This window comes from Allobosea sp. CER48 (assembly GCF_044752385.1).
Taxonomy (GTDB): domain Bacteria; phylum Pseudomonadota; class Alphaproteobacteria; order Rhizobiales; family Beijerinckiaceae; genus Allobosea.
Map to the genome: position 1 here is coordinate 1 of NZ_JBIWYK010000033.1, position 13621 is coordinate 13621.

At 67.2% G+C, this 13621-nt stretch carries 11 protein-coding genes and 1 pseudogene; 2 read left to right on the forward strand and 10 right to left on the reverse strand.

Features of this window, described 5'->3' with window-relative positions; translation table 11 throughout:
- Window positions 1–100: 100 nt before the first annotated feature.
- The 3 genes from ACIPIA_RS02730 to ACIPIA_RS02740 form a co-directional block, all read right to left on the reverse strand.
- A complete protein-coding gene (locus tag ACIPIA_RS02730; RefSeq protein ID WP_400506431.1) occupies window positions 101–3328 on the reverse strand; it encodes an efflux RND transporter permease subunit in 3228 nt (1075 codons plus the stop codon).
- A gap of 11 nt (window positions 3329–3339) precedes the next feature.
- Entirely contained in the window at window positions 3340–4524 is a 1185-nt protein-coding gene (locus tag ACIPIA_RS02735; protein WP_400506434.1) for an efflux RND transporter periplasmic adaptor subunit, read from the reverse strand.
- 65 nt (window positions 4525–4589) lie between these two features.
- Window positions 4590–5219 carry a TetR/AcrR family transcriptional regulator gene (locus ACIPIA_RS02740; RefSeq protein ID WP_400506436.1) on the reverse strand — a complete coding sequence of 210 codons (630 nt, stop codon included), beginning with the start codon at window positions 5217–5219 and terminating at the stop codon, window positions 4590–4592.
- Window positions 5220–5418: 199 nt separating this feature from the next.
- Between ACIPIA_RS02740 and ACIPIA_RS02745 the strand changes: the two genes are divergently transcribed.
- Together ACIPIA_RS02745 and ACIPIA_RS02750 are read left to right on the forward strand one after the other, a co-directional pair.
- Complete coding sequence (locus ACIPIA_RS02745; protein WP_400506438.1) at window positions 5419–6279, forward strand: glutamine amidotransferase; 861 nt, start codon at window positions 5419–5421, stop codon at window positions 6277–6279.
- Complete coding sequence (locus ACIPIA_RS02750; RefSeq protein WP_400506440.1) at window positions 6276–7517, forward strand: NAD(P)/FAD-dependent oxidoreductase; 1242 nt, start codon at window positions 6276–6278, stop codon at window positions 7515–7517. Before ACIPIA_RS02745 ends, ACIPIA_RS02750 begins: the two co-directional genes overlap by 4 nt.
- A 203-nt stretch (window positions 7518–7720) precedes the next feature.
- Here ACIPIA_RS02750 and ACIPIA_RS02755 read toward each other — a convergent pair whose 3' ends face one another.
- The 7 genes and pseudogenes from ACIPIA_RS02755 to ACIPIA_RS02785 all read right to left on the reverse strand — a co-directional run.
- A complete protein-coding gene (locus ACIPIA_RS02755; protein ID WP_400506441.1) occupies window positions 7721–8506 on the reverse strand; it encodes a succinate dehydrogenase iron-sulfur subunit in 786 nt (261 codons plus the stop codon).
- A gap of 10 nt (window positions 8507–8516) precedes the next feature.
- Window positions 8517–10349 (reverse strand): succinate dehydrogenase flavoprotein subunit, encoded by a 1833-nt coding sequence (sdhA, locus tag ACIPIA_RS02760; protein ID WP_400506443.1) that lies wholly within the window; start codon window positions 10347–10349, stop codon window positions 8517–8519.
- A 4-nt stretch (window positions 10350–10353) separates the two neighbouring features.
- Window positions 10354–10746: a succinate dehydrogenase, hydrophobic membrane anchor protein gene (gene sdhD, locus ACIPIA_RS02765; protein ID WP_400506445.1), complete on the reverse strand. Its 393-nt coding sequence runs from the start codon at window positions 10744–10746 to the stop codon at window positions 10354–10356.
- A 10-nt stretch (window positions 10747–10756) separates the two neighbouring features.
- The gene (gene sdhC / locus ACIPIA_RS02770) at window positions 10757–11158 is read right to left on the reverse strand and encodes a succinate dehydrogenase, cytochrome b556 subunit (protein ID WP_400506447.1); all 402 of its coding nucleotides are present in this window, start codon (window positions 11156–11158) and stop codon (window positions 10757–10759) included.
- Window positions 11159–11311: 153 nt separating this feature from the next.
- The gene (locus ACIPIA_RS02775; protein ID WP_400506449.1) at window positions 11312–12373 is read right to left on the reverse strand and encodes a MaoC family dehydratase; all 1062 of its coding nucleotides are present in this window, start codon (window positions 12371–12373) and stop codon (window positions 11312–11314) included.
- An 89-nt stretch (window positions 12374–12462) separates the two neighbouring features.
- Window positions 12463–13416, reverse strand: a complete 954-nt coding sequence (locus ACIPIA_RS02780) for a threonine/serine dehydratase (protein ID WP_400506451.1) — start codon at window positions 13414–13416, stop codon at window positions 12463–12465.
- Window positions 13417–13503: 87 nt separating this feature from the next.
- Window positions 13504–13621, reverse strand: a pseudogene (locus ACIPIA_RS02785) (DUF429 domain-containing protein); the annotation flags it as partial.

Sequence of the window (13621 nt, forward strand, 5' to 3'; positions counted from 1 at the left end):
ACCCTGCTTCATGAATGGGAGGAGGCGTTCGCCGTCAAGAACGACCTCCTTCCGATCTACGAACGCACGCCCTTCCCGTTCGAACTCAAGACCTGATGCCTCACTCCGCCGCCAGCCGCGGCGCAGCCGGCTTCGACATCGCTTCAGCCGTCGCCTCGCCGGGCGTCGCGTGCTCGGGATCGTGGATCGGCTCCCACTGGCTCTCGTCCTCGGACTTGCCGAAGAAGCGGCCGAAGAGCCAGGCCGTCCCCCGCGAGAGATCGTCCATAACCATGTAGAACGACGGCACGAAGACGAGCGAGAGCACGGTCGAGACGATCAGGCCGCCGATCACCGCGATCGCCATCGGCGCGCGGAACTCGCCGCCATCTCCGACGCCATAGGCAGAAGGCAGCATGCCCGCCGCCATGGCGATCGTGGTCATCAGAATCGGCCGCGCCCGCTTGCGGCCGGCTTCGATCAGCGCCGTGAAGCGATCCTTGCCGCGCCCGACCTCCTCGACCGCGAAATCGACCAGCATGATCGCATTCTTGGTGACGATGCCCATCAGCATCAGCAGGCCGATATAGACCGGCATCGAGACGGCGTTGTTCGTCGCCAGCAGCGCGATCACCACTCCGCCGAAGGAGAGCGGCAGCGAGAGCAGGATGGTGATCGGCTGGAAGACCGAGCCGAACAGCAGGATCAGCACTGCCAGCACCAGCATCAGGCCGGTGGTCATGGCCGTGATGAACCCCTGGACGACCTCGCCCTGGATCTCGGCATCACCGGTCGCGGCGATCCAGACACCTGACGGCAGGCCGACCTCCTTCACGATCTCCTGGAACTTGTCCTGCGCCGTTCCAAGCTCGAAGCCCCGCTTCAGATCGGCGCCGATCTGGGCCCGGCGGACGCGGTCATAGCGGTCGATCGAGCTCGGGCCCTCGCCGAAGCCGATATCGGCCACGGCGGTCAGCGGGATCGAGACGCCGTTCGTGTTGGTCACGCGCAGCGCCGCGATGTTGCGCATGTCGGTGCGGGCCACCTCGTCGAGCTGGACGCGGATCGGCACAAGCCGGTCACCGGCGTTGAACTTGGCGAGATTGGCCCCGACGTCACCGATGGTGGCGACGCGGACGGCTTCCGAGATCGCCTCCGGCGTGACTCCGAGATTGGCAGCCTCCTCAAGCTTCGGCGTGACTCGCAGCTCCGGGCGGCTCAGCGAGCCCGCAGTCGCGACGTTGAGATAGCCGTCGACCTGGCGCATCCGCGCCTCGATCTTCGCGACCGCCGCGTCGAGCGCCTCGCCATCCTTGGACAGGATCGAGAAGGCCATCTCGCGCTCGCCGCGCTCGTTGACATACCAGGCACGCACGTCGGGCACGCTCGCGAGCTTCTCGGCGATGGTGACCTTGAGCTCCTTCTGGGCGATGTCGCGCTCGGCCTTGGGCTTGAGCAGGATGAAGACCGCGGCGCGGCGCACCTCGCGCTGCCCCGTCGGCGATGCCCCGCCGAGGACGAAGACGTCGCGGACCTCGGGAATGGACTTCAGCACATCGACGAGCCTGTCGGTGGTGACGCGCGTATCCTCCAGCGTCGAGCCCGGCGGCAGCTCGACCGAGGCGACGACGCGGGAGGTGTCCTCATCCGGGATGAAGCCGGTCGGCAGCATCTGCGTCGCCTGGATCGAGCCGATCAGGAACATGAAGCCGACGACCAGCGTCGCATAGGCCGTGTTGAACGGCATGCTCCGCCAGCGCCCGGTGCCGTCGAGGCGCGGGAAGAACGGGATGCGCCGCTTCTTCAGGGTGCCCTTCAGCAGCCCGACATAGCCGCGCATGATCCAGCCATCCTTCGGATCGGCGTGATCGACCGGCCGCAGCAGATAGGCTGCCATCATCGGCGTGATCAGCCGCGCGACCAGCAGCGAGAACAGCACGGCGACTGCGACGGTGAGGCCGAACTGGCGGAAATACTGGCCGGCGACGCCGCCCATGAAGGAAACCGGCGCGAAGATCGCCACGATGGTCAGCGTGATCGCGATGACGGCCAGGCCGATCTCGTCCGCGGCTTCCATCGCGGCGCGATAGGGCGACTTGCCCATCTTCATGTGCCGGACGATGTTCTCGATCTCGACGATGGCGTCGTCGACGAGGATGCCGGTCACCAGCGTGATGCCGAGCAGGCTGACGAGGTTGAGCGAGAAGCCCATCAGCTCCATCGCCCAGAACGTCGGTATGGCCGAAAGCGGGAGGGCGATCGCCGTGATCAGCGTCGCCCGCCAGTTGCGCAGGAACAGGAAGACGACGATGACGGCGAGCGCAGCGCCTTCCATCAACGTTTCCATCGCAGCCTTGTAGTTGCCGTAGGTGTAGGCGACGGCATCGTCGATCGGCGTGATCTGGATATCGGGGAAGCGCTTGTTCAGCTCCCCGACGCGTTGCGCCACCACATCCTTGACCGAGAGCTCGCTCGAGCCCTTCGAGCGGAACACCGCGAATGTCACGACCGGGCTCTTGTTCAGCCGGCCGAAGGCGCGCGGTTCGGAGTTGGAATCCTCGACGCGGCCGAGCTCCTTCAGGCGCACCTCGCGCCCGCCGGAGAGCGTGATCTTGGTCTCCGCCAGATCCGCGACGGTGCGGGCGCCCGCAAGCGTCCGGATCGCCTGTTCCTGCCCGCCGACCTCGCCGCGCCCGCCCGCCAGATCGACATTGGTGGCGCGGATCTGGCGATTGACCTCGCCCGCGGTGATGCCGAGCGCCAGCAGCCGGTCGGGGTCGAGCGAGATGCGGATCTCGCGATCGACGCCGCCATAACGCTCGACGCGGCCGACACCCTTCAACCCCTGCAACTCGCGCGCGACGACATCGTCGACATACCAGGACAGCTGCTCCAGCGTCATGCCGGCGGACGCAGCACCGTAGGTCAGGATCGACTGGCCCTCGACGTCGATGCGCTGGATGACCGGCTCGTCGATGGTACGTGGCAGGTCGGCGCGAATCTTCGCGATGGCGTCCTTCACATCGTTGACGGCGCGGTCGGTGTTGGTCTCGAGCCGGAACTCGATCAGCGTCAGGGACTGGCCGTCGGTCAGGGTCGAAGTGACGTGCTTTACGCCCGTGATGTTGGCGACGGTATCCTCGACACGCTTGCTGACCTGGCTCTCGAGCTCGGCCGGCGCCGCTCCGGACTGGGTCACGGTGACGGAGACCAACGGTATGTCGATGTTGGGAAAACGGGTGACCGGCAGCTTCGAGAAGGCGAGCAGGCCGAGCACGCAAAGCACGACGAAGAGCAGGATCGCCGGAACCGGCTTTCGGATCGACCAGGCGGAGAAGTTCACGTTCATGGTCGCATCCGTCAGTTGGTCGGGACGGGCGTCACGAGGTCGCCGTCGCGCACGAAGGTGCCGGCCCGCGCAACCACGGTCTCACCTGCGGAAATGCCATTGGCGATCTCGGCGCGGCCACCACCGACAAGGCCGAGCGTGACGGGCTTGGTCGTGACGCGGCCGTCCTTTACGGTCTGCACGCTCGCGCCGGAGCGGCCATAGGTTATGGCGGAAAGCGGCAGCGTCACGGCACTCTTGCGGCCGGTCTCGATGATGCCCCGTGCGAAGGCACCGATCGCCACCGGCGGGTTGCCGTCGAGCGCGACGCGGACCCGGCCGAGGCGCGAGGCCTTGTCGACCTCCGGCGCGATCAGCCGGATCGTCCCTGCGAGCGCATCCTTGGCGCCGGCGGGCAGCACCGACACCGGCTGCCCGACCTTCAGGCCCGGCAGCTCGACCTCGGCGACCTGTGCCTCGAGCTCGATCGCGCCTTCGGCGATGATGCGGAAAAGTGGGTCCGAGGTCGGCAGCATGCTCGCCGTCGCGCCAAGCTTGGCCGTGCGACGGCTGACGATGCCGGCGCCGGGCGCCTTGATCTCGGTGCGGGCGAGCTTGACGGCGATATCCTTGCCCTGCGCCTGGGCGAGCGCGAGATCTGCCGTCGCAATCGCCAGAAGCTGCCGGGCCGCATTGGCGCGTGCCTGGCCCGAGCGCGCGGCCGCGGCACGCTGGTCGAACAGCTCCATGCTGGCATTGCCGCTCTCGCGCAGCGCCTTGGTACGATCGAAGGCGTTGTTCGCCTGGACCACATTGGCATCGGCCTCGGCGATCTGGGCATTCGCCTGCGCGACGGCGGCTTCGGCGCGGGCGACCTGGGCGTCGTTCTGGGCCCTCTGGACATCGAGCGTCGTCCGGTTCAGCCGCACGAGTACCTGGCCCTGCGCGACCTTGTCGCCCTCTTCGGCCAGAAGCTCGATGATCGACAGCCCGTCGACCTCGGGCGTCACCATGATCTCGTCGCGCGCCACCATCGAACCGGAGACGACGACGCTCTGGACGATTTCCGTCGTCTCCGCCTGCGTCACGGTGACGGACGGGCCGGCGGCATGCGTTGCGACGGGAGCGGTCTTCGCCGGCGTCTGTGCCGCGAGCGGGAGCGGTACGGCCAGCAGCGCCGTAGCCAGCGCCAGCGGGGCGGTCATGCGAGCGGTCATCGAAAGCGATCCTGTTGCGGCCTGGAGGCCGAAGAAGCGGGTCTGAAGCCCGGCGGGAGCAGATGTCATGGCTGCGTCTCCGTTTCGGGCAGGAGCATGGTCTGCGCGAGCTGGCGCATGCCGGTGAAGAGCGTGTCGGCGGCGGCCGCATCGTCGAAGTTCGGATCCATCGCCCGCCGGCAGAAATAGCCGTCCGCCATCATCGAGATCGCGAGCAGAAAGCGATGTTCGTCGAGCCGCGGCGGCAACTCGCCATTGCGCTTGGCCTCGCTGATAGCCGCCGCCAGGCCCTGAACCACGGTGCCCTCGATATCGGCGCACATGCTCGCCATTTCGGGGTTGCGCGCGGCCTCGGCCCAGATCTGCACGGCGATGACCGCCTTCTCGCGCGGTTGGCGAACGAGATGCTTGCGGCCGAGTTCCTCGAGCTGGTCGAGCAGGGCGCCATTGTCCGGACACAGACTGCCGAAATCTTCCGCGATCAGGCTGCGGTCACGCTCGGACATGCCGGCGATGATCGCGTCCTTCGAGTTGAAGTAGCGGTAGAGATTGCCCGGGCTCATCCCCGCCTCCGCCGCGACATCCTGCATCGTCGCGGCATGGAAGCCGGCGCGCGCAAACACACGCTCGGCCGCATCGAGGATGCGGATATGGCGCTCCGACAGCGCGGCTTCGGGCAATGTGGCGGGCAACACTGGTGGCATCGTGACTTGGCTTGATGAGAATGAACGTTCATTCTCATCTCAGATTGACGCGGCAACGTCAAGCGAAACGCCGCTCCCGGCCGTCCGATCCGGCCTGCAGGGGAAAGCTTGCCGGATCATTGCAGAGCTCCCGGCGCATAAATTGCTTGCTTCGTCCCGTCTGGAACCTCATGTTCAGGGGCGATCTGTCATGGCTTTGCGTGCCATCCTTCCGCCGGCCGGTGCGCGAGCGACCTTGAAGCCCGTGATGAACGACCACGCCTTCACTCTCCGTGCCGCCCGCAGAACGCGCTCTCCCCTCGTCACCCGGCCGAGCCGCCCCGCACCCAGGCCGGTACTCGTCGTGCTGCATCAGGAGCATTCGACCTCCGGCCGCATCGGCCGGCTGCTGCAGGCGCGCGGCCATGCGCTCGATATCCGCAAGCCGCGCTTCGGCGACCCCCTGCCGCAGACCATGCGGGACCATGCCGGTGCGGTGATCTTTGGCGGCCCGATGGGCGCGAACGATCCCGAGGACTTCATCAAGGCCGAGATCGACTGGATCGGCACCTGCCTGAAGGAGGATGCGCCGTTTCTCGGCATCTGCCTGGGTGCACAGATGCTGGCGAAACATATGGGCGCGCGGGTCTACACGCATGGCGAAGGCCGCGCCGAGGTCGGCTATTATCCGCTGGGGGTCACCGAAGCCGGCGCCACCCATGCCGATACCGCGCAATTCATCTGGCCCGGGACCGTCTACCAGTGGCATCGCGACGGCTTCGACTGCCCGGCCGACGCCGAATGCCTCGCCACGGGCGAGGATTTTCCGGTGCAGGCCATCCGCACGGGCTCCAGGGCCTACGGCATCCAGTTCCACCCGGAGGTCACGCCGGCGATGATGTATCGCTGGTCCGTGCGCGGCCATGAGCGCACCTTGATGCCCGGCGCCCAGCTGGGCCATACCCACCTGCCGGGGTGGTTCCAGCATGATCCGGCCGTCCGGCTCTGGCTCGACGCATTCCTTGACCACTGGCTGAAGGAGCCGGCGGTCGCCGGCCTGCATCGCATTTGACCCGCACAGCACTCGTTCTCGGCGCCGGCATGGTCGGCGTCTCCTCCGCGCTCGCGCTGCAGAAACGCGGCATCACCGTCACATTGATCGATCGCAAGGAGCCTGGGCACGAGACGTCCTATGGCAATGCCGGCGTCCTCGCCGCGTCCTCGATCGTGCCTCTCAACAATCCGTCGCTCTATGCGAAGATCGCGGGCTATCTCGGCAATCGGCACCCGGCGCTCAATCTGAGCTGGCGCCGCGCGCTGGCCCGGCCGGGCTGGCTGCTGCGGTTCCTTTGGGAAGCCCGCCCGTCGCAGGCGGCCGCCCGGGTCGCCGCGCTGCAATCGCTGACCGCAAGCACGGTCGAGCGCCATCGCGCCCTGATGGCAGCGGCCGGGGTGTCCCATCGCCTGCGTGAGACGGGCACGCTCAAGCTCTGGCGCACCGAGGCCGGCCATGAGGCGGCTCGGGCCGAACATGATTTCCTGAAGCGTCACGGTATCGAGTCGCAAGTGCTCGATCGGCAGGGCATTTCGGGGCTCGAGCCGAGCCTGAACCCGATCTTCCCGGCGGGGCTGCTGATCCCCTCCGTAGGCTCGGTCGATTCGCCCGGCGCCGTCACTGCGGCCTACGCCGCGCTCTTCGCGGAGCGCGGCGGGCGCATCGAGCAGGCAGATGTCAAGGCGCTCGGCCGGAATGGCACAGGCTGGCGCGCGACGACCAGCGGGGGCGCGTTCGACGCCGACATCGCCGTGGTCGCGCTCGGCCCCTGGAGCGGCGAGCTGCTGAAGCCGCTGGGTCTCGATCCCTGGCTCGATGTCGAGCGTGGCTACCACCGCCATCTCCGGCCTGAAGCCGGGTCCGGCTTGTCTCGGCCGGTCTACGATGTCGACGGCGCCTATTACCTCGCCCCGATGGAGCAGGGCTTCCGCGTCACCAGCGGAGTCGATCTCTCGTTCCGCGATGCGCCCGATGACCATCGCCAGATCGATAGCGCGACGATGGCGGCGCGCGAGGCCTTCCCGCTGGGCGCCGAGGTCGGCGAGACGTGGCGGGGGGCAAGGCCGACCTTGCCGGATTCGTTGCCCATGATCGGCGAGGCTCCGCGCAATCCCGGCCTCTGGCTCGCCTTCGGCAACCAGCATATCGGCTTCTCGACCGGCCCGATCACCGGCGAGATGATCGCCGCAATGGTCTGTGGGGAAAAGCCGCCGATCGACCCGACGCCGTTCCGGCCGGGGCGCTATATCCGCTGACGAAGCGTGTCTTCCAGCACGCGCTGCGGCACGCTGTGCTGCTGCGCGTACCGGGTGACACGCTGCTGAGCCGAGCGCGAATGCGCTGGCGTGGGTCGGCTGGCGTGGCAGCCGAGAACCGGAGCGGAGCGTACATCGGTACGTGAGCACCGGAAGCGCAGGCCGCCGCGTCAGGCGGCCGCGCCAGTAGCGTTCGCGCCGGCTCAGACCTGGCGGGCGACCATCATCTTCTTGACCTCGGCGATCGCCTTGGCCGGGTTCAGCCCCTTCGGGCACGCATTCGCGCAGTTCATGATGGTGTGGCAGCGATAGAGCCGGAACGGATCTTCCAGGTTGTCGAGCCGCTCGCCGGTCGCCTCGTCGCGCGAGTCGATCAGCCAGCGATAGGCCTGCAGCAGCGCGGCCGGGCCGAGATAGCGGTCGCCGTTCCACCAATAGCTCGGACAGGAGGTCGAGCAGCAGGCGCAGAGGATGCACTCGTAGAGACCGTCGAGCTTCTCGCGATCGTCCTTGGCCTGCCGCCACTCCTTCTCGGGAGCCGGCGTCGTCGTCTGCAGCCAGGGCTCGATCGAGGCGTGCTGCGCATAGAAGCGCGTCAGATCCGGAACCAGGTCCTTGACCACGGGCATGTGCGGCAGCGGATAGATCGCGACCTTGCCCTTGGCGCCGCACTCGTCGATGCCAGTGGTGCAGGCCAGACCGTTCTTGCCGTCCATGTTCATGGCGCACGAACCGCAGATGCCCTCGCGGCAGGAGCGGCGGAAGGTCAGCGTCGGGTCGACCTTGTTCTTGATCCAGATCAGCGCATCGAGAACCATCGGCCCGCAATCGTCGCGATCGACATAATAGGTGTCGGTGCGCGGATTCTCGGTGTCGTCGGGGCTCCAGCGATAGACCTTGAACTCGGTCACGTTCTTGGCATTGGCCGGCTTCGGCCAGGCCTTGCCCTCGATCAGGCGGGAGTTCTTCGGGAGATTGAATTCGGCCATCGGATCGTCCTCAGTACACCCGCGCCTTGGGCTTGATGTACTCGATGTCGTTGGACATCGTGTACGTATGCACCGGCCGGTCATCGAGGGTGACCGTGCGCTTCTCGTCGTCGATCCAGGCCAGGGTGTGCTTCATCCAGTCCTTGTCGTCGCGATTCGGATAGTCCTCGCGGGCATGCGCGCCGCGGCTTTCCGGCCGGTTCAGTGCCGAGTCCATGGTCACGACCGCCTGGGTGATCAGGTTGTCGAATTCCAGGGTCTCGATCAGGTCGGAATTCCAGATCAGCGAGCGATCCTTGGTGCCGACATCGGCGATGCCGCCCCAGACCTCATGGATGAGCTTGTGGCCCTCTTCCAGCGTTTCGCCGGTGCGGTAGACGGCGCAGTTGTTCTGCATCGTACGCTGCATGCGATCGCGCAGCACCGCGGTCGGCGTGCCTCCCGCGGCGTTGCGATACTTGTCGAGACGGGTGAGCGCCAGGTCCGACGAGTTCTTCGGCAGTTCCGGCTGCTTCTCGCCCGCCGTCACCGTGTCGGCGCAGCGCAGGCCAGCCGCGCGGCCGAACACCACGAGATCGATCAGCGAATTGGAGCCGAGGCGGTTGGCACCGTGCACCGAGACGCAAGCGGCTTCGCCGATCGCCATCAGGCCCGGGACCACCATGTCCGGATCGCCACCGACCTTGGTCAGGACCTCGCCGTGATAGTTCGTCGGGATGCCGCCCATGTTGTAGTGGACGGTCGGCAGCACCGGGATGGGCTCGCGGGTCACGTCGACGCCGGCGAAGATCTTGGCGCTCTCCGAAATGCCGGGCAGGCGCTCGTGCAGGATCTTCGGGTCGAGATGGTCGAGGTGCAGGTAGATGTGATCCTTGTCCTTGCCGACGCCGCGGCCAGCCCGGATCTCCATCGTCATCGAGCGCGAGACGACGTCACGCGAGGCGAGGTCCTTGGCCGAGGGGGCATAGCGCTCCATGAAGCGTTCGCCCTCCGAATTGGTGAGGTAGCCGCCCTCGCCGCGCGCCCCCTCGGTGATCAGGCAGCCCGAACCGTAGATGCCGGTCGGGTGGAACTGCACGAACTCCATGTCCTGCATCGGCAGGCCGGCGCGCAGCACCATGCCGCCGCCGTCGCCGGTGCAGGTATGGGCGGAGGTGGCCGAGAAATAGGCGCGGCCATAGCCGCCGGTGGCAAGGATCGTCTGCTGGGCGCGGAAGCGGTGCAGCGTGCCGTCATCGAGCTTGAGCGCGATCACGCCGCGGCAATGGCCGTCCTCGTCCATGATCAGGTCGATGGCGAAATACTCGATGAAGAACTCGGTATTGTAGCGCAGCGCCTGCCCATAGAGCGTGTGCAGCATGGCGTGGCCGGTGCGGTCGGCCGCCGCGCAGGTGCGCTGGGCCGGCGGGCCTTCTCCGAATTCGGTGGTCATGCCGCCGAAGGGGCGCTGGTAGATGCGGCCGTCCTCGGTGCGCGAGAAGGGAACGCCCCAGTGCTCGAGCTCGTAGACGGCGGCCGGAGCGTTGCGCACGAGATATTCGATCGCGTCCTGGTCGCCGAGCCAGTCCGACCCTTTCACGGTGTCGAACATGTGCCACTGCCAGGTGTCCTTGCCCATGTTGCCGAGCGAGGCGGCGACGCCGCCCTGCGCTGCGACGGTGTGCGAGCGGGTCGGGAACACCTTGGTGATGCAGGCGGTGCGCAGGCCGGCCTGCGAGCAGCCGACCGTGGCGCGCAGGCCGGCGCCGCCGGCGCCGACGACGACGACGTCGAAGGTGTGGTCCGTGATCGGATAGGCGGTGCCGGTATAGGCCGGGACCGGGCGGGACTTGGTGATCGCCATCGGATCAGCCTCCAAAAGACAGCTTCAGCACCGCGTAGACGCTGGCGGCGCCGACAGCGATGGCGAAGAAGGTGTTGGCCATGACGGCGAGGACCTTGGCCCCCTCGTTATGGACGTAGTCCTCGATGACGACCTGCATGCCCAGACGCATATGGATGCAGGCCGAGAGGATGAAGAGCAGCATCAGGATCGCGACGAGCGGGTGCGACAGCAGCGCGAGCGCGGCCGGATAGGGCCGGCCGACCAGCGCGATGACGATACCGATGAAGATGACCGCCAGGATCAGGTTCGAGACGGCGGTGACGCGCTGCAGCCAGAAATGGCCGGTGCCGGACTTTGCCGAACCCAGGCCGCGGACGCGGCCGAGCGGGGTGCGCATCGAGGAATTGGACAGCATGGCGGGCTCCTCAGCGCAGGACCAGGGCGGCGATCCAGACCAGGACCGTCAGGCTCGCCGAGGCGACGAGCGAGTACTTCGCCATGTTCATGCGGGTCTCGGGATCGAAGCCCTTGCCCATGTCCCAGACGAAGTGGCGCAAGCCGCCGACCATGTGGTGGATCAGCGAGAAACTGTAGAGGAAGAGCACCAGCCGGCCGAGGAGGGAGCCGGCGACGGCCTGGGCCGTGTCAAAGGCCGCAGGACCGGACGCCGCGGCGACCAGCCACGCGGCAATCAGCACCGTGCCGAGATAGAGCCCCGTGCCCGTGACGCGATGGGCGATCGACATCGCCATCGTCCAGGACCAGCGATAGATCTGAAGGTGGGGCGAAAGCGGGCGCGCCGCGGGCTTGACCTCGGCCAATATCATTCTCCGATCAAGCGGCCCGCAGGACAGATCGCGGACCCATTTGGGATCATTCTAGAGTGACTGGTTCTCTAACGAAACCGTTCCGGCGCTGCAATGCGGCATGCGCAGAACAAAGTTACAGATTCTGAAAATCGTCATTTCGTTACGAAATGCTTAGCGCGGCAGCAATGCCCAGTAGTCGAAATCGAGAATCACGCTGGGATCGTACTCCTCGCCCTGTTTCAGTGGATGATCGGAGCAGGGCCGGTTCTTGGTCGCGACGAGCCGCAGCCGGAGCGCGCCGACGTCGCTGCGGCCGGGCAGTTCGGCGCTCGCCAGCACCTCGCTCCAGGCATAGACCGTGTCGCCGGCGAAAAGCGGCGCGACGTGCCGCCCACCGTTGATCGCGGTGATGTGGAAGGCATTGCCGAGCCCGTTGAAGGACAGGGCGCGGGCGAGGCTGATGACATGCCCGCCATAGATCAGCCGCTTGCCGAACCGGCTGTCGCGCGCCGCATGGGCGTCGAAATGCACCTTCGCGGTATTCTGGTAGAGCCGCGTTGCAAGCTGGTGTTCCGCCTCCTCGACAGTCATGCCATCGACATGGTCGATCCTCTCGCTCACCGCATAATCGCCCCAGCGGAAGGGCGAGCCGGCGAGCGCATTGTCATAGGCCGCGAGCGCGAGCGGCGGGCAGCTCGCATCGAGCACGCCCGGCTGCACGGCCTTCGCCAGCTCCGGCACGCGCTCGGCATGGGCCGGCGTCCGCGGCTGGCGCTTGCGCACGAGCACCCAGCGCACATAGCTCAGCACGGCCTCGCCATGCTGGTTGCGGCCGATCGAACGGACATAGACGATGCCTGCGTCGCCTGCCGAGGTCTGCTTCAGCCCAATGACTTCCGACGTCGTCGAAAGCGTGTCCCCGGGGAATACCGGCCGAAGGAAGCGCCCTTCGGCATAGCCGAGATTGGCGACGGCATTGAGAGAGATGTCCGGCACCGTCTTGCCGAAGACGATGTGGAAGACCAGGAGGTCGTCGACCGGCGCCGCCGGATAGCCGAGCGCCTTCGCAAAGGCATCCGACGACTGAACGGCAGAACGCGGCCCGTAGAGTGCGGTGTAAAGCGCGACGTCGCCCGCCGTCACCGTCCGCGGCGTCGCGTGCACGATCGCTTCTCCGAGCTGGAAATCCTCGAAGAAGCGGCCGGGATCGGTCTTGGTCGTACGGTTCGACATGTCTGCGCACTCGGCTTCGCTGCTGCGAGAATGCGCCGCCGCTTGCCTCATCGTCCAGTCCCGCGACACACCGACCAAGGTCGCAAACTTCAACCCACGATCGTGGCGAGCTTCGTCAGATCGACATTGGCGCCGCAGACGAGCACGCCGAGCCGCTCGCCGGCGGCAGGCTTGTAGGCGCCGCTCAGCAGGGCGCCCAGCGCCGCAGCCCCGCCGGGCTCGACCGCAAGGCGGAAATCCCGCCAGAGCACGCCCTGCGCCTCGGTGATCGCGGAATCCGGCACCAGAGCGACATGGTCGACGCTGCCCTTGGTCGCATCGTAGACGAGCTGGCCGACATTGCGTGCGCCCAGCGAATCCGCCGCAACCGACGCGACCTTGACCTCGACCGGCCCCTTGGCCTCGAGCGCCGCCTGCAGGGCCCGCGAGCCTTCGGGCTCGACACCGACGACCTTGACCTTGCTGCCGGCGAACCAGCTCGCGATGCCCGAAATCAGCCCGCCACCACCGACCGCAACGAGGACGGTGTCGAGATCCGGCTCCTGCAGGTCCCACTCCCGGCCGAGCGTGCCCTGCCCGGTGATCGTCTCTTTCGCGGCGAAGGGATGGATCTTGAGCGCACCGGTCTCGGCGACGAAACGGTCGCAGGCCGCCTGCGCATCGTCGTATTGCGCGCCACCGACCACGACATCCGCACCGAAGCGCTTGATCGCCTCGATCTTGGCGGCGGGCGAAATCTCCGGCACGAAGATCGTCGCCTGCACGCCGCGCTTCATCGCGGCATAGGCGACGGCCGCGCCGTGATTCCCGCCGGAAGCGGCCGAGACGCCGGCAGCCGGCACCGCCAGCGACAGCAGGTTGTTGAAGGCGCCGCGCGTCTTGAACGAGCCGGCATGCTGCAGGCATTCGAGCTTGAACGAGATATCCGCGGGGGAACCGAAAGCGCCCGTCCCCAGCCGCATAACCGGCGTGATCCGCGCATGGCCGGCGATACGCCCGGCCGCTTCCTCGATCATCGGGCGGGAGACGGGGGAAGCGCTCATGACGGTTTCCTGCACAGGCTGGGATTCGGACGCGAAGGTCCAGATCGCGACGGGAAGACCGTGGCTATCGCGTCCCGGCGGATCGGGAAAGGGCTTCCCGCGCCCGGCGGCAATGTGCCGGGCGACGACCAGGGCCGCGAGCGCGTCCAGCAGGTCGTCCGCCGCCGCGCCGCGGGGCGGCCGCGAGCTGGCGGTCTGCCCCGGA